The organism is Collimonas sp. OK607, from assembly GCF_900111995.1.
Lineage (GTDB): Bacteria > Pseudomonadota > Gammaproteobacteria > Burkholderiales > Burkholderiaceae_D > Collimonas.
The window spans coordinates 16,070-38,817 of sequence record NZ_FOKF01000011.1; the positions used below are offsets into that span (position 1 = coordinate 16,070).

Sequence of the window (22,748 nt, forward strand, 5' to 3'; positions counted from 1 at the left end):
ATCGATTAGATTTACGACCTGGATTTATCCCAATGATCACTATAGAACAAGGCCATCGCCGGATCGCTGCGCACTTCCGCTACGGAATGCCGGAGGCCGCTGCTGGATTTCTCCGTGGCAGGACGGGGAATATGGGTGTCCTTACGGACTCCGGTGCCGCTACCGAATTTTTCAGTGCCGAACTTCGTTGGCGGAGAGTGGACGACATGCGGTGTTCCTATCAATTTGAGCAACGTATGGATTTCATCGCGGACTTGCTGCTCTATATCTTCGAAGAATTGTTTCTTGATTTCGAGTACCGCGTCACTGCGCGTTTTGACCAACAGTTTGAATGCCGTCAGTCTCGCATCGTAGCGTGCCTGTACACCGCCGCCGCTGGGATCGCTAGTCTCCGCGCCAGTGAAATCGTCGGTCCCGTCGCTGACCATCATATTGCGCAAAACCAAAGCATCGGCCAGGATGGCGCCCATATTATCAGCTGGGATGGATGCCGCCATTTCAGCCAATCTCGCGTAATCTGAGTAGCAAAATGAATTATTTTCAACATATCGCGTCAAGTTGATCCAGGCGCCAACTTCCGCATCGTTTTCGAACGGCAGACTGCGTAATGGCTTCATTACTTCTGGCAGCTGATCTAATATCACATTTGCCGCTTTGGGAGCGAATGCGGACAATGCACCGGGGGCCGTCGCCGTCGTCGCCAGAATATTCGGCACGGAATCCTTGATCCACAGTGAATACAATTCCTTGATCGTGGAGGAAAAATCAAGATCATCCGGCAATTTTCCAGCTTTTCCGCTGGCACCTAGCAGGATCGACGGGATAGTGAGTGTATTTACAAGCGCCTTGTTCAAATGCGTTGCAAGAGCCGCATCGCCGAATTCTGCTGCAGCCATTTTTTCCAGTATCCGAAAGGTGCTCCCCAACATTCCGTCTTCCGTAGAATTGGGCTTCATTATTCTAGGCACAGTCGAAATGAAGCGTGCGCTTTCTTCGCCGGTCAGTGTGATATTCAACTGGGAGTAGACTTGCCCCCCTTCCAGTTTGCCAGGGCCGGGAGCTTGCAGGGCCATGTCTGCATAATCGCCGCCAGGCTCCAGTACCGAAGTCCGCTGCCATGATTCGCCCAGGCCGCCTCTTTCCAGCATCGGTAAGAGGTTCACTACCGGTACGTATTGTTTGCTGAAGTCGCCCATCACTGCTTTAAGTTTTGTATCGATCGCTTGTACCTTGGGCTTGTCCGGTCCGCCGTCGGTAGCGTTCGGCACCAGGAACGGCGGCATGCCGATCTCGACTACCGCACCCGAATCTGTTTCCAATTCGAAGTTCAATGGAAACAGGCGGGAAAATGCCTCTGATTTGGCCAAAGCAATATGAGAAGGTATGTCCGGTCCCAAATTGTGTTGTCCGAATTCATATTCGAAGCCAACGCTACGGTGCGATGTCATGATGCTTTGCATCGAAAAGCGTGCGCTCAGACTATTCTGATAGTGGCGTTGGTTGGCGATAAAAGCCGGCACATTGGATGGATCGAAGGTTTCAGGCGGTGCCGTAGTAGGTGCGGCGCGCGCGCGGCGCCCGTCGGCCTCTCCTTCCGGCATCGGTGGCGACAGGGCGTCGGTCTTGATGAAGGTTTCATCGCGCAAATGCAGCCAACCATCTTGCTGATAATTGGAATCGCTCTCGGAATACAGTGGATACCAAGCGTATTTTTGCTCTCCGTGGCGATCTTCTCTGCGATTGCCTTCCATTTCCTGATTGGGGCCACGCCGAGACCAGATCGGATCGGCGATGTCGATGGCTAGCGTTTCGCCGTTGCCGACCTCGGGGCCGGCTGCCCCTTCGAAAATAGAGCCGCCGCTAAGTGGCACCAGATGAGTGATGCCGTTGATAATCACCTCTTGTTTCACCAGTTGTAGCACGCCCGACGTCAGCGAAGCAGGGCCGGTGCCCGGCGCTGTTTCAGATTGCAATTGCATTGCGCGCGAGCCCATGGCATCGGCTTCGCTTTCCAGCCGGTCGTCGTCGTTGACAGGAATCCCCTTGGCCTGCAGTGTCGGAGACACCCTTCCTTGCGCCTGCTGCACCACATGCCACGCCTCATGCGGAAGGTGCTGTTCCTGCCCAGATGCAATATGGATGTCGCTACCCTGCGCGTAAGCATGTGCGTTGAGCTGGGCCGGCTTGTTAGAGTTGTAATGGACCTTGACGTGATCCATCGACATACCGGACATCGACTCGACGCCTGCCTTGAGTTTATCCGGAAGTCCCGTATTATTGACGCCTCCTGCCTCATCGCCCATTGCTTGTACTGTTCCCAAACTATTATGGGCGTCAATGGATTTGGCCTGTTTCGTCGCTTCCTCTTCCTCTGGATTTTCCACGCGCTGGGCAATGCCCATTCCGGTCGCACTCAACTGCATACTTCGGTCGCTTCCGGTGGCCACTTCCGCCAGCTTGCGCTGTGCGGCCGCCGAGGGACGCTGGTCGACGAACCCGGCCGGCTGGATCGCGTGCTTCTGCGTGGCATTGGCTGCGTCTTGAGTTTTTGTCAATGCGCTCGTTCTCATTACGACTCCCTTTTCAGGTTTTTCGTCCTCATTACCAATACGTCCAGCCGAACAGTCACATCTTAAGGCTGCTCGTCGCGTGCCTTCAACAAATACTGATACCAGGAAATCAGCCCGATAATAAACAACACCAGAAAAATCGGAATCATGTACCCCCGCGCCAGCCAACGCAGAAACGGATCGCAAAACAACAAGGCCATCACCAGCAGTATCCACACCGCCGCGACGATCAGTGCCGGAGCATGGTGATAACGCGCCATGGTTTCGCGCCACAGGCAGGACCAGTAATACAGCGCCGCACAACCGATTAGTAGCATGAACGCCAGTTTGGTCGCCAGGCGAAAAGCGTAGAGGTTTTCGCACACGGTCTTGCAGACAAGCGAAGCTTGCGCGCCGGGTACGTACTGATAGAAATCAGTAATGCACTGGCTTATGTCGCGGGTGATATCGCACTGTTGCACGCCGGTTGTGGTCGGCAGCACTGCGTCGGTCGGCGCGGTCTTTTCGCCGGCAGCCGGCGGTAAGGTCATCGACATCGGCCAGAAACCGATGCCGCCGAAGTTGTCCTTGAAATAGATGATGTCGTCTTGCAATTGCTGCCAGTTGTCATTGTTGAAAGTAATCACCGGCACCACCTGACGCAGCACCGTCATCCGCTGCCCGCCATGCAGGGAATTTTCCATGCGCAACCGCAGTTGTTTTTTCGAATCGCTGGTCTCCTCTTCCAGCAGCACAAGGAAATGCGGCCGCCGGTCATGGCCGCGTTCCACCGCCCTCAGAAAATCGACGCTGCGATTGGCATCGGCAGCGGCGATCAGGTTGTAGAGATTGGCATAGTCGTAGACACCATTACCCAGCGCTGTGTGCCGCATCATCACGTTAATGCCGTCGCCGACCCTTGCCTCACGCAACCGGGTGCGCAGCGTATCGACGAACCTGTTGAACACACCGACCGAAACTTCGTCGTCCGGATAACCGTCAAAGAACAAGGTGACGCCCTCGCCGTTGGTCGGCACAAAGCGGTCCCCGAACGGCAAATGGCTCGACAGGGTCGCACTCCAATTATTGAGCTTGATCGACATCAACTTGACGATGTTGGTCGTCAGACGCTGGAATACCAGTTCTTTGCGGTCCTTGTCCATCTTGATCCAGGAGCGCCAGTCGTTGCGCTGAATAACCCAGTCGACGGCTGTCTGATGACGTTGCGCGATGTTGATGAAATCGTTCTGCGTCAGATCACCGCTCTCCATCGCAGCGACAAAATCGCGACCGTCGTTGGCCTGCCGCAGCACGCCGCTGTCGTCGAAGGTCGGGCCGTAGTAGGCGATACGTGACAAGGTGCTGAAATCCACTTTTTGTCGGGAGCCGGCGAGCCAGAATGGATAAAAGCCGTAGACCTCTCCGTCTAGTTGGTCCAGCACGCACCCGCAGCCGGCGCCGTCCCACAGCACGCGCTTGTTGGGGTCATACGCCGGCTTCTTGCGCGCGGTCTCGCGGATCGAAGCACGGTATTTAACGTACAAGGCTTCGATCTGCTGCGGCATGACCAGCAGATCGGACGGGCCGCATGCCTTGTCTTGCCACAGTTTGTCGAGTTTCCCGAACAAATTGGCATCCTTGAGCGCGGCCTCAAGTTGCATCATTTGCGCATCCGAGAGCTTGCGGCGATAGCTTGTATTGCCCGGTGTGCCGCTCGGGCAAGCACCTATGCCGTCGCGAAAGCGCGCCATCACGGCTTTATCGAACAGCCACTGCTGCGGATAATCGAGGCCCTTCAATCCCTTGAGCATGTCCAGGATTACTGGCGGCACCGGCTCGTTCTTGCGATTCACGTTTAGCTCGGTCAGTGCGCGCGCAGTCAGAATATAGGAGGTGCTGGTTTCAGCGACCTTGACGATCTCAGGCGTGTACTGGTCGATGGGCTCATTGAGCTTGGCGGTTGCATCGAGGATCGCTTCAGTGAAAAATGCCTCGTTGGGATAGGTGCCGGACAATTTCTCCAGTTCGTTGATCACTGAGTCCGGCACTGTATTGCCGTCCCTGAGCAGCTGCAGCGATCCCAAGGTAAGCCTGTAACTTTGCTCATGCGCAGCCAATCTGGCGGCAGGCAGGTAGGACTCGGCCTGCCGCCCGAGATCCTTGAGGGCGTCGAGCACGGCAGCGTCGAACAAGGGTTCGTTCAGATACACCATATCCTGCAGCCCCGACAATTTTGCGATCACTTGCGACTTCGAGGTTAGCAGTTTGAAGTCGTTCGCAGTCAGGCTGTAACTGTAAATGGTCAGCAAGGCGCGATCCGGGTCCGGCGGCGGTTGTCGGCTATTGTCAGTTTCGTAGTGATAGAGCCGCAGCATTGCAATGATTTGCTCATCGGTGCCGGCCTGACGAATCTGGTAGTAACGCGCTCTGTCCTCGCTATCGAAGCCGTCGATCCAACGCCCCAGATCTGAACTGATCAGGTCGGCTTTCCACTCCGGATGAGCCTTGACGGTGGCGGCGAAATGCAGCAACGCAGCCACCGAGGCATTGGTCAGGTTGCCGGACGGTTCCATCTTGAATTCGAACCAGAAGCGATTCAGCCATGACAAGGTGATCGGGCCGACGATATTGTCCGAAAGCGGCGTGGTGCTTTCGCGATACGCGAGCAAGTAGGCAGGATCTTCGGCGTAGATTTCCAGCAAGGCCCGCTGTATCTGCTTGCGCAATGTGGGCGTGAATTTTTTCAGGACGTCCTGCGACAGCAATTGCGCCGCCGAACCGTCCCGTTCGTCGCGTTGCAGCGCCACTTTGCTAACAATCAGTCTGGCCGCCTCCGGCGTCATCGGTTTTCCCTCGACCCACACCGCAGAGGCCGCTGCTTCTTTCACCTGGACTTTCGCGGAGATTTTGGCTGCAGCACCCGGCGCAACGGCGGCATCGCCCGCAATCGGCGCCGCGTTGCAGCTCAAGGCCGACAACAGCATGCAGCCGGCAACGGCGATCAAGCGCACAACGGCCGCCGCCGTGGCGCCCCAGGCTGTTGAATAAGTCCTCATATCAGATCGTCCGCCCTTCCTTGATAAATTCTTTCTTGACGCCGCGCAGCAGGTCGTCCTTGCAGACTTTGTCGCGCCCTTGCCGTTCTGCGCGCATGGCGGCATAACGCACCACGTTGAGCAGCGCGCCGCCGGACAGGATATTTTCTTCTGCCAGATTCTCTAGGTTGACATCGTCCGCCAGATGACGCCGCTGCGGAAAAATGTTTTGCCATAAGCGCAGGCGCTGCAAACCGTCCGGGATCGGGAAATAAATGGCGCTCTGGAAACGGCGCGCAAAGGCATCGTCGATATTGCTCCTGAGATTACTCGCCAGAATTACCACACCCGGAAAATCCTCGATCCGTTGCAGCAGGTAGGCAATTTCCTGATTGGCGTGGCGATCGTTGGAGCTGCTGCCTTCGGTGCGCTTGCCGAACAGGGCGTCGGCTTCGTCGAAGAACAGAATCCAGTTCTTGTTCTGCGCCTGGTCGAACACATTTGCCATGTTCTTTTCGGTCTCGCCGATGTACTTGGAAACGATCTTGGACAAATCGATGCGATAAACATCGACCTCCGCAGCCTTGCCCAGCAAGGTCGCCGTCAAGGTCTTGCCGGTGCCGGGCGGTCCGTAAAACAGGCTGCGAAAACCGGGCTTGACGCTCTTGTCGAGATCCCAGCGCTGCATCACGGCGGCGCCGCCTTTGAGCCAGATCTTGATGTGCTCGATTTCTTCCAGCACTTCGGGCGCCAGCACCAGGTCAGACCAGTCCAGTTGCGTCATGATGCGTTTGGCCGGGAACCCTGCGCTATAGTCCGGTTTGTGCTGGAGCCCCGAGGTGCAGCGATCCAGGAAGTCGCTCTCTACGCTTAGCGCAGCGCTCAGGAAGGGCTCGCCATCGACGCGCTGTTCCAGTTTCAGAATGGACTGGCGCGCAAAAAAATGATCCGCATCAAACAACTTGAGTACCTCAAAACGCCTCACCAAATCGTCTCCGGCCAGGATGAAAACGGCGGTTTCGCAGGTCGGCAATAGCCCGGCGTGGTTCTTCCCCTTCCTGCCGCCGAATTCGGTATAGCTGCGATCTGTATTTTTATTAGCCGTAAACAGCAAATCCAGCGCCTGCGGCCGAATGTGCGGCAACAGCGTGAGGATCAGCACCATGCGCTCGTCGAAACTCATGCCGTATTCGCAAATCGCTCCCGCGAACGTCGAAGGATCGCCGCTCACATCCGGCGGCTGGTGCCGCTCAATTTCATAGGGACCGCCTTCGTGCATAAAATAGTCGTGGAAGCGCGCAGTCAGCACTTCGCTGAACCAGGCGATCTCTCGCTCCAGACTCTTTGCATTGGCCGTCAAGGCATTCATCCCGTTCCCTTTTCTTTATCTTGTTCCAGCAATTTCATTCGTTACATCCACTGCACCCACAGCAGCTTTTCCATCCACGGATAGCGGATGGTGGAAATGCTCCAAGGCAGTTTTTCCATCAATACGTCGAACGGGCCGGTACGCACTCGCAGGCGCCAGCCGTCTTCCTTGAGCGACAAATAGCCGGGCCGTTGCAGAAAGGTCTCGCGCAGGCCGCGAATCGACGTATTGCCTAGTACCTTCCAGTGCGCAATCATGGCCGACAGCATCTGCTCGACCAGTTCGCGTTCCGCTGTCGATATCTCGATTTCGCACATCATCGGCGTTTGCGCGCGGACGCCACAGAGCAACTTGTTGAGCGTCAATTGATATTCCGGCGCAGTTGTTTGCTCGTATACGATGAATTGCAGCAGCAGCGCTGCCCGTTGGGCCGCAGCTTCATCGACGAAAGCATCGGCCTGTGTCAATCCCAGCGCCTCCCACACCCGCGACAGGAACGGCCAGCAAAGCACCACGCCGGCATTGGGCACAAACGTTTCCAGATTGGTTGCCGAGGCGGCTTCTTCAGCGGCAGGTGGTATCGATGCTTGCGGATGCGCGACCTCGTTGGGCTTGTAAGCACCTTTGTTGACAGAGTTGCTAGCGATTGCAACATGGGCCGTAGCCGCATGCGCGATACCTGGCGTTGGTGCGCCGATAGCGATTCCCATCTGACTGCGCAGCCGGGCCGTCAATGCCGACGAAATCGGCACGCCGGTTTGATGTGCCAGGAAGTCGAGCAATTCCCTGACAAAGCGCGAAGGCTCGAACGAGCGTTCAACAGCAAACAGGTAGGGCAACAAAAAAGTCCACTCCAGGCGCGCCAGATGCGTGGCCGTCAATTGCCGGTTGAACTCGGAAAACATCTCGGAAACATCGCCAACATAGCGGCGCATGCGTTGCAATTGCGTCGGTGAATGCGGCGCTCGAGCCAGCAGACGCGACCACGATGACCACGAGGGAAATGAAGCGACCGGCAACAAAGCCATAAAACGCCCAACTGCAGACGGATTGACGAACAGTTTCGCCAGAACCGGCCCTAGCGCCGGCGTTCCTGCCGCTATAGCCTGCTGCAGCCATTCGGCCAGCCCGTCCGGGGCGGCGGTGCTGCCTGTGCCGAATCCGGGAGTCAGCAGGAAATCAATGTAGATCTGATTTTTTTCGATGGCGACAGCTTCAGCGGCGGTACGTGATTCAGAGGCCCCTGCCGTTACTGCGGACTTCGTGGAGGCGGCAGCATGCGCGACAGTCCCCGGAACTCCTGCTGTAACCTGCCCTGCAACGTGTTCCATCGCGGCGCGGGGGCTGGCATCGCTGTCAACTTCCGGAAGCGTTTCGATGTCGACGCTCATCTCCGCAATCGCTTCCAGATCCAGCGTCCGTTCATGCAGCAGCGCATGCAATACCGAGCGGAAATAGCGTTCACAGCCGTGCGTCGCCATTGGCGGGGCCTGCGCAACAATCGCTTGCATGAATGTCTGTTGCTGCTCAGTTATGGCGTCGCCATGGACGACGATGAACAGCGCCACCATGCGCTCCAGTTCTGCCGCCGCCAACGGCATGTCGAGGCGAGCGGACGCCACTTTCATATGTGCAAAGCGTTGCCGAAGATCGATGCGGACCTGTTCTGGAATATTCTGCGGTAACGCCTGGACAGGCAATCTCATTAAAGAAAATTCGCCGGGCGCCGCCTGCAGGTGGTGATGCAGCAGAATCTTTCGCCAGTCTTCAGCATCATTTCCCGGTACTACTGCGACGCTAGCAGCGGCGGTCCCGACAAGTGCCGATGCCGGCGCCTGCACCTTTCCCGATAACCGCTGCCAGTTGGCCAGAAAGCGCTGTTGCCACGCCTGTTCAGTGAGTGCGACGTCGCGCGCAAGCATGGCGAAGAAGGTTGCCGCTTGCAGTCCCGGAGACCTCTCGGAAGTTGCATCCATTGCAACATGTTTCGACAACGCCGACAGGGAAATTTGCTCGCTCCTTACATCTTCCGGATTGTTCTCTTCCTGCGCCTGGATCAATACATGGCGCAAGCCGGCTTGCCACAATTTCCGTTTCCAACGGAGGAAACCAGCCGGCATGCCCGACTCCGGAACTTCCCCGGCCTCAGCCTGTTCTGCTTCGTGTCCGGCGACATTGCTTGCAAGCGCTTTATCCGTTACGGCCAGATCAATTGCGAAATCCTGCTCGCCGCTCTCACGCTCCGCAGCGGCCCAGATTGCCGGATCGCGCAGCAATTCCCATGTCGATGCCGCCTCCGGCGCCAGCAGCGCGATCATGTCGTACAGTATGCTTTCCGGAAACGACAACGCGATTCGTTCGAGGATATCCTCGTGAATACCGTAGTGCTGGAGTGCCTCGCGCAGCAGCGGCGCATGTTTATGCAGCAAGACATCCCAATCCGCATAGAGAGGCGCCCGATCGCCCTTCATCAAGGCTTTGGCAAGACGGTCCATCAATTGCGCCTTGTCGCGCTCGCCGATATCTTTCGCTTCATACTGTACTGCAGTGACGCTGGCCTCGCCCGGCCCGACCGAGGCGGCCGATCCGCTCAGCGCCACCGGCGCCTCCTTGGACGTTGATACGGCGCCCTCGATTGCGGCAAACGCTTCGAGATCGATGATGCGGTTCTGCGCCAACGCATGCAAAACCTGCACGTAATAGGCATGCAGGTCGCGCGCAACGCCCGCATGGTCAACGATGGCCTGGAAGAACGTTTGCTCACGCACCGCTTCGTGCAGCAGTTGTTCCAGTTGCGCTACGCTGAACGTTTGCGGCTGCAAGGGTTGCGCGCCGCCGCGAATGGCCTCGAATAGTTGCGCCAGCGGTGCCCGGCCGGCCGATGGCGATGCCGGCGACGGCTGCTGTTGCTGCAGACTTTCCTGCAACAACAACGAGGCATATCCAGCATCGGCGATTTCTTCCTCAAGGCCTGTGCCGCCGGTCTTGATCCGATCGTCCAAGAAAACTGTGCCGGACGCATGGCGCCCGATGAGCATGCTATTATTGTCGCCATTTTTCCCTTGTTCATGCGATATCGATCTTTCCCCCTCTTTGTCCAGCCGATGTAATTGCGCCACGTAGTTTGCCAGACGCTCATCCTCAGGTGCTGCGTTTTCCATGGCTGCGAGAAGGTATGCCGTCATGTCGAACGTCGATGACGATGATGCTGGCGCCGCGCCGGATGCGGCCGCTTCCGCTTTATTTTGCGCGCACACTGTTTTCAGCAGATACGCAATCGCACCGCGCCACCAGTTTCGCCGCCAGTTGTTCCAGCGCGCCGCCCCTTCCGGACCTTCGTCGTCCAGCCATACTCGCAGTTGAGGATCGCTCCAGACATGCTCCGTCAATTCCGCAGTCTGCGGCGCCAGCAAGGCAAGCATATCCGCCAGCAGAGACAGCGGAAAAGCCGAAGCGATTTTTCCCCGGATTTCTCCGTAACCGCTGTAATGCAGGAGAGCCGAATGCAACAACTCCGGCCGACTATCGCGGAACGTGCACCAGTCCCCGTAAATATCGCCCGCGTTACCGCCCACCAGCGCTGTAATCACCCGGTTCCTAACCATGCCTACCGTATACGGCGGCTCGTACGCCATCCCGGACCGGTCCTCGGGAACGATCGCGACGTTCGCGGATTTTTCATGCATCAGCGCAGCATCGGTATTGTTGTCGCTGCCGCGCACATGTCCGGCAGCATCAGTTCGGGCATCGTCCATATCCTGCAATGCCGACAGCGTTGCGTCCAGCTCCTGCATCCGGCTATCCGATGCGGCAGCCCGACGCGGTTGCGACAAGATTGCCGGCAAGCCGTCGTCTGACGGCGCGTTCGCCGGAGCAGTCGTCATCGGTTCTGCGCTGGCGCCATCAGTCGAGGCAGCCAGCGCACGGCCGATCTCGTCTTGCGGAAAGTCGCCGCGACGCGCTGCGACGCGCTGAACCAGTTCGCGCGCCACCCGCCCAATCGCATGCTGTCGTTGTGTTGCGATCCGCTTCAGCGCCGCGTGCAGGATGGTCGCCGCCGACGGCGTTGCCCCTGGCTGCTCCAGACGCATTACGACAATATCTTCCCAGGCTGCGTACATGGCCTCGCTCCACGCGGTACGCTCCGGCACCGCCTCCTGTAGCAACGCCTGCAACGCAGCAACATGCCGTATCAGAGCATCGGCATCGGCTGGAGCCAGATGGCGCAATAGCGCCTGCAATTGCGTCACCGGGAACTGGCGTACCAGCCGCGCCACTTGCACGCTGCGCCGGGGCGACGCGCGTAATGCCGGTAAAAACACTTCGGCGCCGTGCTGTAATACTCGTTGCAGCAGGCTTTCATGAAGCGCAGCTGTTGCTGCTGCGCCGGACGCAGCAGAACCGTTGGAAGCGCTGCCCTCCAGCTGCCACGGTAATATGCCGTTATCAAGAAAGGCCAGCAGCATATCCACATCGGCCCGGCTGCGTGGAATCCCGCGCGCCATAGATGCTCCCGCGTCGTCGCCCTGCAAGGCCTTTCCCAGCACGATTCTGAGATTTGTCGCCAAGGCCGACGCGAATTCGGTTTCGTTCACGTTGCCGACATCGATTTCCAGCGCGTCGATCTGCCAGACGACATCTCCGCCTGCGCATTCATCAAACACCTGATCCATCACCGGTAATAGCTTGTCCACCACGAGCGCACGCAATGCGTCGGCCTGCGTCATCTCCAGCGTCGGCGAAGCAAACGCGATATCGAACAGTAGCTCGCCAATGCGGTGTCTGGTGCTCATCTCGTCACACCCAATACGTCAAGTCGCTGACGCTGCGATGGCGCAGGAGAAACTTCCTCAGGCTGGCCGATGCCGTATTCAGGCTGTCCGGTCCAGATCGGGCATCAGCTGCGACTTTGCGCAAGCAGTCCAGCCAGATCCGATGGCGGTGCTCGAAATCCCGCATCGAAACGAAATCGAGCCAATAGAACTCCGGGTAAAGATGCGCCGGTAAATTGCGGCACACGGTTTCTTGCGCCAGGGCGCGAAAATCCGGATCGCTGAAACGCGCGGACCAGCCGGGAAATATCACGCTGATGCGGCTGGAATAAAAGTCCGCAGGGACATCACCGGTAGGCTTGTCTGCGTCATTGGCCTCATTGGCGCCATTAGCAACATGAGTGCGCGGCCGCAACAGCAGATGCTCAACCAGGAACACGCCCTCCGACGCCATGTTGAGGCGGCGGATGAAACCTCGCAATAGCTGCACCTGGTGATCGGCGTCGGTCATGCCGGCGTAGTTGCCTAGCCTGACGACGCCCAAGCGGCTGTCGTGCGTCTGGAAATGCACATGGACCGCGCCGTCGTTCTGCTCAAGGATATAGTTTTCCAGACGCACGCCCTGCGTTAGCAAGGACGTCGGCAGGACTTCTCCAGGAATTTCTCCATTTGGCGCGGCGCGGCGCCCGTAGTCGTCGGCGCTCTCTGCCAGTCGCATCAGATGGGCAGCAGCACGCTCGTACTCCGCCGACGACAGCGCCGCAGTGCTCAGACGCAGCTTGTAGTGCAGCAACTCCCGGCTTACTTCGCCGTTCTCCAGCGCCGGCGGCAAATCCAGCAGAATCGCGATCTTGGCATGCAGACCGGGGCGGTTTGCGCTGCCGTCTGAGCGTGTCGTCCCTCTGGTGTAATCGGAAGCGGTGGCGCGATCACGGCTCAGGACGGTGATGTTTTTCAGGAACGCTAACTTGTTATCGACCAGCCAGCGCGCCGAATGACGGTCTTCGTAGTAGTTGAAGCGACGCAGGGATTTCTGGGAAAACTCTTCGCCGTACATCGCCAGCAGCAGATCGATGAGACGGCTGCGACGCTCTTCCGGCTTGTCGATGCGGGCGACGATACGCGCCAGCATGGCGCCGATGTGCGGTGGTGCATCGACGTATAGCGTTTCTATATCAGGCAGAGCCTGATTGTCGATTACCTGGGAAAAATACGTCTGCGCGAGATCGTCGACGGAAAACACCTGGGGAATCGCCTGCAGGCTTTCCAGGTAATTGGCCATCAACTGTTCGGCCACGAACAGGTAGGCTTTCAGTTGATGGGCGCTGACCTTGTTTATCAGCGGCGCCGACGACGGCACACCGTAACGGTTGATGCCATAGATGGCGGGAAACTGATGCTGGATCGAGTAATACTCGTGCAAGGCGCGCTGCACGCCTTGCGGCGCCGGTACAATCTGTTCCAGCGATTGCACGGTGTTGCGCACGGTATCGAATTCAAAACGCACCTTGCGCAACACGATACGCGCATCGTCCAGTACGATCTGCGCCTTTTCCGTCTGCAACTGCGTGATCTGCGCTGCCGAACGGGCATCAAAATCGCCGACTCCGCTGCTGGCGAAATGCAGGCGCAGGAAAGTGCTCTGTTCTTTGTCCGGAAAACGCAAACGCAAGACCTTCCCATCCATGCTTTCGCCTTGCACCGGCTGACCGCTGCCGTCGCACAATGCCAGCCGCTGAACGTGCGTGACGCCATCGACCGACTGCACCACTGAAATCAACCTGGCCATGGGAATCGGCGCACCAGGCATGTCTGCGCCGGTACTGAGGATGCGCCCATGCACTGTCCTGGGGCCGGAAAACATGTTTTCCAGAGAGATCCCGCCATCGCGGGCGTCGAGGTAGCGTTCGGTACGAAAGCCCGAGACCACTTGTCGTGCGCAGCGGAAGAAAATATCGGCAAAGATCGCTGCGGAATCGCGCAGGCTGTGAATCTGGATATCGCCGCAAAGAAACACTGGTTGGGTACCGATGACGACTACCTCGTCGATATCCTCGCACAAGTTGCGGTGCGCGTTGAATACCTCGATGACGCGCTGCTTCGTGCGCACCTCCAATTCGGCCTGCTCGTCCGATCCGATATCGGTCTGCAAACTTTCCCTGATCTTGAGTGATATCCGGTACAGCCCGGCGTGAGCCGGCCCCGCAGCGTTGTCAACGCAATCGGCCGAAGTCAGCCACACATCTTCTATCTCCGGAACGCTGTCGTAAATGATCTTGCGGTAGTCGTCGGCAGTCAGCACCTGGCTGGGCAGGATGACGTCGGCCTGATGCAACGCGTGACGCGCAAAATCGATCTTGCCGAACGGTCCGGCGAGATAGTCCTCCGGCGCAAAATCGGAACGGTATGCGAGGTCGGTCAGACCGTAGCAGAGCTGCTCCAGGATGGTAACGCCGGGATCGTGCAGATTGTAATCGGTCCAGCGCTCCCCGCACAATTCCTGCAGCATGCTGATGCCTGCCTTTTTCAAGGCGTCGAAATCGAGACCGTCCGGATCCGGTTCGATTCTATCGATGTAATCGGGCATTTTCATCGCTCAGCGCGGCCCCTTAGGACTTTTTTTTGGCGCTGCGGCGACAGGCGTCAATCCCGCCTGCAATTGCTGTTGCAAGACATGCACCAACGCATGCACCTGATGGTACGGCAGGTTGCCCAGCGCATGCAGGACCAGCTTGAGTTCATCTGCCGTCAGGGCGCACGGGTACTTGTCTGCGATGGCTTGGCCGTCGACATCGTTGGCCTGGCGATTGAGCTTGCCTATCAGCTCATAGACCAGCTTGAACGGACATTCCGCCAATGCGGCGATCACCAGATTACCCTGCTCCGCCGTCAGAACGATTTGCATCGTCCCGGGTTCGGCCGGCGCCGCGATCTTGCTCATGACTTCACCTTCGGCTCAGGATCCTGAGCGCATTCTTCCATCAATGGGTCGAACCACAGGTTGGTCAGGTAGTACGACACCCAGGTCCTGTCCTTGGCGTTGCGGCCGTTGTCGTAGGAGCATCCCACGCGCATTTGCAGGATATAGGCATGGCGCGCGCCCTCGGGGTCAGGCACCCATTGCAATTGCAGGCGATTGCATTTGCTGCCGAAATGCGCCTGCCGGTAGTCGATCTCGCTCTTGCCGTTGAACGTCATGATCGCGAAGGCATGCATCAGAGCATACTTGCCGCTATTGGGCTTGCCGACGCCGGCCGTGATTTCAAAGGCATTGCAACCCTTGAGCGTATCGGTGATATTGTGCCAGAGGCCATTGGCCGGCACGCTCAGGCGGCCGGCGCGGCCGCGCCGGCCGTCGGCAACGATGCGGCCCGCCAACTCTAGTTCGAAATCGCCGTCGCTCACCTCGCCGTCGCGCTCGACTTTGAGCTGGCGCAAGGTCAGTACGTTGGGGTTGGCGGCATTGCCGAAAGCCAGGCCGCCCTCCGGTCCGTCGAGCTGGATCGACCAGATCGGGCTCTTGATATCGATATTCTGATAAAAACTCAACAGCTTGCCTTGGTTCAGCTGAGACACCTTCAAGCCATCCGCAGCCGTCTTGTCGAAACCTTCATCGACAATATTTAGCATGGAATCGATCAGATCTGAAAAAGCTGATGCCGACGGCATTTCACCATCTTTAAATTTGCTTCTTAGCGTATCTCGATTACGCCGCGCCATTGATTTACTGATCATTTTCGTTTTGTGGAATGATAAAGGTTGAACCGATTTCCAGATTGCTGAGAGCAGTACGCGCCGGACCGTGCATCAGATTGTCGTCGATCGCCTCGATGGCATGCCGCACCACCGGAATGGCAATACTCCATGGACACAGCGGCGTGATGTCGACGCAATGATCGGCATCGTCGCCATTTACGTCCGGTGCGGCAGCGGTATCGAACAATGAGTAAGTCACCGTATCGGAAGATGCGATCCGCAACATGGAAAATCCGGAAAGGCTGTCGACATAGGGCAAGTCGCCGATGAATGCCTCGACGTCATGCTGTCTGATACGCCAGCCGAAATGATTCCGATAACCGCACCCATCCTGCCACGGCGTGAGAAAGTCCGAAATCTCCCGGTTGAGTTGATTGATATAGTGGCCGTTGCTCATGCCGCCGGTAAACTTAACCTTGCAACGCACCTGTATTTTTTCGTAGACCGGGTTTTCCACCGAAATTCTGCTCCACGGCGAGGCGAGCTCCTGCAGAAATTGACGGATTTCCTGCATCAGATTACCGTTGAGCATGGGCATCTGATCCTGATGCGTGACCGCCGGCCAATACGGCAACGGTACCACCAGCGCATGGCCGGGACGGATGCAATTGTCCGGGCCCTCATCCATAGTCAGGTTGGCGAAACATTTGACTTTGTAGACCTCCGGAAAATACTGCAGAATCAGCGCCTCGTAGTCCGTCGCCGAAACGGCCCTATCCTTGTGGCGCAGCCGCTCGCTCACGCGCGTGCGCAACTGCGCGCGCGTCTCCGCTACGCGACCGCCGGTCGACGCGACCGGTTGCGCGATCCCTGTGATGCCCGGCAAAGGTTTGCGGCTGCGGTTGATGGTCGCGGCCGGCAATACCATCGGCACTTGCGGTGACACGTCGCTGCCACGTCGCACTTCTACCGCCTGGGCGTACACGGTATACAGGCTGCAATATTTTTCCAAATCGTGATCGGCGCTTACGCGCAGCCAGTATGAGCCGGCCGGCATGACGCTGTTATCGGCGCCGATGTCGCCCGGCACCAGCAGCGTGACAATGCCTGAGGTCATGAAATTCTGTGTGCCGTCCGAGATCAGCGCATTTCTGGGCAAGGGCTTCCACTCGTTAGCGGACAGATAAAACCAATGCAACCCAGCCCGGACATCGCCCGGTTGCAACAACGACGTGTCGGATGGCAAGGGCTGCGAGTCTTCACGCAACTGGAAAAACAGCGTGAGCGTCCCGCTCAGCGCTTGGGCATCGATGCCAATATACAAATTGCCGGCAAAATCGAAGCGCGGTAGCAAGGCTGCAGTCGGATAGCTGGCCACGCTGAGCGCTTCCCAGCCGCTCGGATAGAGATGAATGAACTGGTCGCTGTGCTCAGAGTCGTCGACTGTGTTGCGGTCGATATGTATAGTGCTGTTGGCGCGATAGCTGATCGAGATCGAATTGATCTGCGGCGTATAGGGCGTACGCGGCACCGGGCGCTGACGCCGCAGCCGTTTGGTGCGGGAGTTCGCGACCAGTGTCGCTGACAGGAGATGCGGGTACGCGTCATGGCCGAAAGCAAACGCCGGCGCCGCCAGCGTGAATTTGAAAAATCCATCTTTTGCGCCCGGGCCATAGGCAAGCGGTTTTCTAACGGAGACGTCACTGTCCGGTTCGAACAGATGGGCGACCCGATTGCAGTTCCAGACCACGCGATTATAGAGGCGCTCGCCCTGCCCCGGTTGCAGATCTGCGCGAAATAACTGCACCGTCGGCCGTGCCTGTTCGGCGGCCGGCGTCCAGCTACCCTTGGCCAGCACGCCCACAGTTGCCAGAAAATCGTCGTTCGCGAGCTCGACCTCATAGCCATCGTAGTAAGTGGAGAAGCCGCCGTTGAGCCTGGTCAGATCAGCCCATTCAACCTCCACGCTGAATGTCGAAATCTGCTTGCCCGCCATTTCGGTGCTGCCAATCACCAGATAGCTGCCGAGTTTCGGCAAGGGGCCAAATGGCGCAAACGGCGCTGCCGCGCTCAATTGTCCGATATTGTTGTGCAGCACAAGGTCACGGCACCCGCTGATCTGCACGTCGATGTTCGCATGGCGGATGATCAGGTCGCGCAACATGCCGTAAGGGAACAGATAGGCACCCGGATTGACGATGAACCGTATCATGGGCGCTGCGACGGCATAGCGCTCGCCATGCAACGCAGGATCGTAGGCCACCACTGCCGGTTCCTGCGGCGGCAGTTCAAAGCTCAGCGTCAGCTCCCGGCCGTCGTAGGCCGGCAAGTAGTCGGGTATCTCAAGCCAGCCATGTTCGCCGGTGACGGTGATGTGAAAGATGCGTCGAAAGACCTTCAGAAAGACGTCTTGCCGCCGGATCGCGTTCATCGCTGCGCCGCCGCTGTCGTCCTCCTCGCCCATCACGTGCACCAGGCGCGCGAGGCGCTGCGCCAGCATGTCATCCTCGAACGCGATCGTTATACTGATCTTGCGCAAGCCCTCCTTGAGCAGCAATACCTTGCTTGCCAGTGCAAAGCCGATACGAGCGTCGGCGAACGTGTTCTGCACATTGCTGCTTTTGGGCGCGCCAAGGATAGGATAGGCCTGCTGCGTGTCAGTAGTCAGGCCCTTGATCATCAGCGTGTTGAACCAGGCGGCAGTCGGCCAGCTTCGGGCGACGGTGGTGGTTGCCGTCGTGGCGGTTGTCGCATTTGCAGCGCTCGCCGCAGCGCGGTCGTCGCTGAGCCATTTTTCCGGTGCGCTATGGCGGTTGTGATCGAAATACACGGTCTGCAGCGCAGTCACGCGCGCATCGTTGACCGTCAGATCGTTAGTTGAGGTGTAGACAATGTCGCGGCTGGCGGCATCCAGACCGGCCAGAAATCCGGTCCGCGCCGGCACCGGCACTTCACGCATGGCCGGACTCTTTGCAAATACCACCCAGGTGCGGTCCGGTACGACCGGCAGCGCCACGCTGCCGAGCATTTTGTCGTAATAAAAATCCAGATAGTTTTGGGTAAAGCGGTTCAGTTTGACTTTGAGCTTCTGGAACTGTCCGACGAAGGCGATCAGCATGCCGATCGACGGGTCATGTTGCTGGCTCAGCAGCGACGCCGGCAGTCGCGCCAACGCTTCTTTGCGGATCATTTCGATCGCCTTGAGGTACGCATGGAAATCGGTGCGAACCATCGTTTTGGTGAGAGAAGCTTGCCCGCCTTGCCCGTTATCCGAGGCGATGTCCGTATCAGCGTCGGCCCACCACAAAGGCGCGAGCGACAACTTGATTCCGTCCTGCCGCAACGAATCCAGAAAACCGGACTTATCGGAGCGCAGTTGCACAATGACGCTCTCGATGAACATGCGCATGGCCGAGCCATTTTCACTTTGCGCTTCCAACAGTGCCACGTACCAGCCATCGATCGTTGTTGCCAGATACGCCACTGGCAACGTCTCAAAATCCCAGCCGTGATTGCGGCTATCTGCGCCGACGCCGGTATGGTCCGGCGTGCTGCGCCACCAGTCGTCGAAGCGTGTCATCGCCCCGGTCAGATTAAATGCCAGGATGCGGCTCATCACTACCGTTTCGTCGGCATGGAAAAATGGCGCCCAGTCGCCGTCCGGCCGGTTTTCCGCATTGTAGAAACGCACCAGGGAAGCGAATTCGGCGACCATCGTCAGCAAATCGTGGAACGACATTTCATCGAGATTGAAATAGTCCTCCTGCAATGCCGGTAAAGCGCGCATCGTCTGGCTTGTTCCATCCCTGATGATGAGGTTTTTCATCGATTCACCGCCGATGGCAATAGCTCAAAGCATCCGCACACCGGCTTATTTATCGGGCACATTGCTGCCCTCCAGGAAGTAGAACGGATAGACCATGTTGCTGCGGGTATTGGTTCCGCGCACCGTGTAGTCGATAAGGATGTCCAGTCGCCCTTCAGAGATGCCGCTTTCGTCCACGGTGATGGCGCCGACCGTAATCCTCGGCTCGAAAAACAGGATCGCGCGTTCGATGGCGTCGGTCATCTCGGTCACCACGCTCTCGTTGAGGTCGCTGAAAACATACGACTTGAGACCGCAACCAAAGGTCGGCTGCATGATGCGTTCGCCAGGCGTGGTGGAGAGGATGATGAACAGGCTTTCGTGGATGTCGCGTTCTTCCTCGACCATCGCTACTTCGCCGCGGTTGCCGAAGCGAGGCGGAAAGCTCCAGCCGGTGCCGAGAAAGGATTTTCTGATGCTCACGCCCTGCTCCTCATCCGCCGATCATCACCGTCGGGCAACCGATCGCGATCTGGCCGCCGTGCGCGCAGCTGTCGCCCATCCTGGCAGCCGGTTTGCCGCCGATCATGACCGTATTCGATCCCATCACGATGGAATCCGGCGGCCCGACGCACACGCAATTGTCGGTCACCACCGAAGCCGGCAACTTTCCGATCAGGACAGTCGGCACGCCGGGCCCGATGATCGGTCCGCCTACGTGCGGAATCGGCGCCGGAAACGCCGGAGTTTGCATCGGGCAGACGTGCATGTCAGTAATCCTGGCTGCTAGCGGCATTAAAAACTCCTGAAAATTTCGCCCATTCGGGGTAAATGCCTGCATCAATTGATCATCACCATCGCGCCCTTGACGGTCGTCTGTCCACTGGCAGACAGCTCGGCCGTGGCCGAGCCCTTGGCGACAAAACCGATCTTGGCGGTGTTGTTGATGTTGAGAGCTTCACTTTTGATATCGGCTTGTGCGCTGTTTTCGATATTGGCGACTGCCGAAATGTTGACCTTGCCCTTGGCGTTAATGACGATGTCCTTAGGGCTGTCGAGCAGGATGCCGCTGGTATTCATTTCGATCTTGTTGCTGTTCTGATCGGTCAGGCAGATTGACTTGGCGTCGTCGCTCAAGACGATAGTGTTGTTTTGCGGTGTAACGATCGTGATGACCTTTTTTTCGTCGTCAAACACCACCTTGAGCAAACCCTTGGTCCACAACGCCTTGGTGTAATTGTCGGCGGTGAGTTCGTACGGCATTTTGTGCTGGCTGCTGTAGAGGCTGCCCAGCACCACCGGATGCGATGGATCGTTGTTGAAATAACCGATCACCACTTCATCGCCTATCTCCGGGATAAAAAAAGCGCCGACGCCGGTCGACCCGTAAAAACTCGCCAGCCTGGCCCAGACTCCAGCCGTTTCCGCTTGCAACACCGGAATTGTCACTTGTATTTTGTATTGCCCTTCAGGATCAGCATCGAGCTTCTGCACCACGCCGATCTGCAATCCGCCCGCGCCGGGTAACAATCCTGAAGCCAAGGCATCGCCACCGTGCTGCTCGCTGAACCATTCCGGCGCCATGCCGAATTCCACCTCCGTGACCCAGTTGCCATCGCTGATGTCGTGATGGACGGCGCTGACGAACACACTGCCGCTGAAGCGCTTGCCCACGCCGACCAGTTCGATCATGGTGCCGGGCTTGGCCGTTGCACTACCCTGAAATTTCATTTTCCCGCGGATCTTGGCCAGCGCAGCCTTCATTTGCCGTGCCGCCGTCCATGTCTTGATCTCGCCGCTCTCCAGTGGCGCCGCAGTCTGCAGCCGGTATATCGCCGGCCCCGCCACTTTGGCAAGATCGCCTGCAGTCAGATTGCCTTGTTCATTCAAGGTCGCGGGGCTGGAAGTCTGCTGCGCCACGGCCTGAGTGGCGGGATCCCAGGCGGCGCCAACCACGCTTTGCAACTGCGTACGCGCATCGATATCGGCCTGGAACGTCATCAGATCGATGCCGTAGGTCACTTTCAACACGGCCGCAGCGCTGGTCTGCGGCGGCTTGACGATCACGCAGGCGTCATCGGGAATCACTAGGAACCCATTGGCTTCGGCGCGCGAAACGACGAAATCCCAATCGCTGCTGTAGTACTGGACGATCTCTTTATGCTGGGTATCGGACGCTGCGACATCGGCACTCACACCGCACGGCGACACCAGTTTGCGGATGATGTCGCTGTCCTTAAGATCGACGTAATTGGCATTCTTCTTACCGATGGTCAGCGCCACCGCTTGGTGCTTGCATTCGATCTGCAGACGGGCCTCGTTGTTGTTGCTTATCTTGATGCCGTGCTTGACCACAATACCCTGAAACACCATCGCAACCTCACTACCGTAGCCGGCGCTGATCACGATAGCCTTGCCGGGAGCGAAGACATCAAGGTCGCTGACCGGGAAATCGTCCTTCGGCATATCGCCGTCAAGTATGCTGATGCGCGCAGTCGGAATGCGATTGACTGCCTTGCTCACTTCCACCGAAATAATCCTGATGGTGTCGGCGATGGGACTGCCGTCACTGGTAATGGTAAGCTTCAGCACCTCGCTGGTGTTGCGTTTTGGGGAATCAGCCATAGTCTTAAACCAGCGGAGGAAAGCGGAGCACCAGACCCGGCTCGAGGTTGCGGAAGTTGGTGAGATTGTTGATGCGGGCGACTTCGCGGTAATACGACGGGTCGTTATAGATGCGGCTGCACAATAACGGCAAAGTGTCGCCCATAGTCACTTCCACCAGATGGCTCAGGTCAGGCGAACTCTGGTTGGCCCGCAGACTGCTTTCCATGTTGCTCATCCAGCCGACGAAAGCAAGGGTAACCTTGGCGCGCAACGGTTCGCCGCTGGGCTTGAACATGGTGTAGTCGATGGAAATCGTTTCGATGCGTCCGAAAAAGATGAACGTGCCCCACAATACGCGCACATAACTCGGCTCGTGCTTCTTTCCATCGTATTTGGTCACTGCGAACAAGGTGTTGATCATTTCGTTGACGCTTTTCATGCCGATCAGTTCGACCACGCCAGTGCCGTCTAGCACCAGATTTTCGAGCGTCAGGTTTTCCTCGCACATGGCGCTGAATTTAGGTAAGGCGCCATACTGGCCAAGCGTTTTTTTCTTGTTGTAGGCGATGCTTAGTTGACGCTTATACCCTGCCGGATTAATCAGGGCTTCAAACATCGGCTGGCTTCTATCGACAGTGATAGTCTCATCGCTGACCTTGCACGCGGCGATACTCAGTTTTTTCTTAAGGCCGGTAGATATACCCATTTACCGCTCCTTCGATCGACTCAACAGGTCCAGCACCATCTCCCTGCATGCCGCCAGAAGATCGTTACGTGTTTCCTCGCTGTCTTGCGCATTGCCGCAACCGCCGGCTTGAGTCCGGCCGTCGACCGTACCGGTACCGCGGCCGCCATCGGCTTGCTGCGTCACACTGGATTTGATGCTCAACTGTCTTATTTCGATCGACATGATTC

Annotated in this window: 13 protein-coding genes; all 13 read right to left on the reverse strand. The window is 57.8% G+C overall.

Annotation, left to right across the window (positions count from 1 at the left end):
• Positions 1-11: 11 nt before the first annotated feature.
• The gene (locus BM029_RS09815; protein WP_244544996.1) at positions 12-2,570 is read right to left on the reverse strand and encodes an eCIS core domain-containing protein; all 2,559 of its coding nucleotides are present in this window, start codon (positions 2,568-2,570) and stop codon (positions 12-14) included.
• A 62-nt stretch (positions 2,571-2,632) separates the two neighbouring features.
• The gene (locus tag BM029_RS09820) at positions 2,633-5,605 is read right to left on the reverse strand and encodes a hypothetical protein (RefSeq protein ID WP_092435329.1); all 2,973 of its coding nucleotides are present in this window, start codon (positions 5,603-5,605) and stop codon (positions 2,633-2,635) included.
• Between the two features lies 1 nt (position 5,606).
• Positions 5,607-6,953 (reverse strand): ATP-binding protein, encoded by a 1,347-nt coding sequence (locus BM029_RS09825; RefSeq protein ID WP_092435331.1) that lies wholly within the window; start codon positions 6,951-6,953, stop codon positions 5,607-5,609.
• A 41-nt stretch (positions 6,954-6,994) separates the two neighbouring features.
• Positions 6,995-11,746 carry a contractile injection system tape measure protein gene (locus BM029_RS09830; protein ID WP_092435334.1) on the reverse strand — a complete coding sequence of 1,584 codons (4,752 nt, stop codon included), beginning with the start codon at positions 11,744-11,746 and terminating at the stop codon, positions 6,995-6,997.
• 4 nt (positions 11,747-11,750) lie between these two features.
• Positions 11,751-14,312, reverse strand: coding sequence for a hypothetical protein (locus BM029_RS25885; protein ID WP_092435337.1), 2,562 nt, complete (start codon positions 14,310-14,312; stop codon positions 11,751-11,753).
• Positions 14,313-14,321: 9 nt separating this feature from the next.
• Complete coding sequence (locus tag BM029_RS09840) at positions 14,322-14,666, reverse strand: hypothetical protein (protein ID WP_092435340.1); 345 nt, start codon at positions 14,664-14,666, stop codon at positions 14,322-14,324.
• Entirely contained in the window at positions 14,663-15,355 is a 693-nt protein-coding gene (locus tag BM029_RS09845) for a hypothetical protein (RefSeq protein ID WP_139217222.1), read from the reverse strand. Before BM029_RS09845 ends, BM029_RS09840 begins: the two co-directional genes overlap by 4 nt.
• Before the next feature lie 94 nt (positions 15,356-15,449).
• Positions 15,450-19,247 (reverse strand): baseplate J/gp47 family protein, encoded by a 3,798-nt coding sequence (locus tag BM029_RS09850; RefSeq protein ID WP_139217223.1) that lies wholly within the window; start codon positions 19,245-19,247, stop codon positions 15,450-15,452.
• A gap of 45 nt (positions 19,248-19,292) precedes the next feature.
• Positions 19,293-19,709: a GPW/gp25 family protein gene (locus BM029_RS09855; protein ID WP_092435348.1), complete on the reverse strand. Its 417-nt coding sequence runs from the start codon at positions 19,707-19,709 to the stop codon at positions 19,293-19,295.
• A gap of 10 nt (positions 19,710-19,719) precedes the next feature.
• Complete coding sequence (locus BM029_RS09860; RefSeq protein WP_092435352.1) at positions 19,720-20,022, reverse strand: PAAR domain-containing protein; 303 nt, start codon at positions 20,020-20,022, stop codon at positions 19,720-19,722.
• A gap of 44 nt (positions 20,023-20,066) precedes the next feature.
• The gene (vgrG, locus tag BM029_RS09865) at positions 20,067-21,851 is read right to left on the reverse strand and encodes a type VI secretion system tip protein VgrG (RefSeq protein WP_092435355.1); all 1,785 of its coding nucleotides are present in this window, start codon (positions 21,849-21,851) and stop codon (positions 20,067-20,069) included.
• A 4-nt stretch (positions 21,852-21,855) separates the two neighbouring features.
• Positions 21,856-22,539, reverse strand: coding sequence for a CIS tube protein (locus BM029_RS09870; RefSeq protein ID WP_092435358.1), 684 nt, complete (start codon positions 22,537-22,539; stop codon positions 21,856-21,858).
• On the reverse strand, positions 22,540-22,743 hold the full coding sequence (locus tag BM029_RS09875; RefSeq protein WP_092435361.1) for a DUF5908 family protein: 204 nt from the start codon (positions 22,741-22,743) through the stop codon (positions 22,540-22,542). It abuts the gene before it with no gap.
• Positions 22,744-22,748: the final 5 nt, after the last annotated feature.

Coding starts and splice junctions, on each gene's coding strand:
- BM029_RS09875 (WP_092435361.1), bottom strand. CDS start 22,743: ATGTCGATCGAAATAAGACAGTTGAGCATCAAATCCAGTGTGACGCAG.
- BM029_RS09820 (WP_092435329.1), bottom strand. CDS start 5,605: ATGAGGACTTATTCAACAGCCTGGGGCGCCACGGCGGCGGCCGTTGTG.
- BM029_RS09825 (WP_092435331.1), bottom strand. CDS start 6,953: ATGAATGCCTTGACGGCCAATGCAAAGAGTCTGGAGCGAGAGATCGCC.
- BM029_RS09840 (WP_092435340.1), bottom strand. CDS start 14,666: ATGAGCAAGATCGCGGCGCCGGCCGAACCCGGGACGATGCAAATCGTT.
- BM029_RS09860 (WP_092435352.1), bottom strand. CDS start 20,022: ATGCCGCTAGCAGCCAGGATTACTGACATGCACGTCTGCCCGATGCAA.
- BM029_RS25885 (WP_092435337.1), bottom strand. CDS start 14,312: ATGCCCGATTACATCGATAGAATCGAACCGGATCCGGACGGTCTCGAT.
- BM029_RS09870 (WP_092435358.1), bottom strand. CDS start 22,539: ATGGGTATATCTACCGGCCTTAAGAAAAAACTGAGTATCGCCGCGTGC.
- BM029_RS09850 (WP_139217223.1), bottom strand. CDS start 19,247: ATGAAAAACCTCATCATCAGGGATGGAACAAGCCAGACGATGCGCGCT.
- vgrG (WP_092435355.1), bottom strand. CDS start 21,851: ATGGCTGATTCCCCAAAACGCAACACCAGCGAGGTGCTGAAGCTTACC.
- BM029_RS09845 (WP_139217222.1), bottom strand. CDS start 15,355: ATGCTAAATATTGTCGATGAAGGTTTCGACAAGACGGCTGCGGATGGC.
- BM029_RS09815 (WP_244544996.1), bottom strand. CDS start 2,570: ATGAGAACGAGCGCATTGACAAAAACTCAAGACGCAGCCAATGCCACG.
- BM029_RS09830 (WP_092435334.1), bottom strand. CDS start 11,746: ATGAGCACCAGACACCGCATTGGCGAGCTACTGTTCGATATCGCGTTT.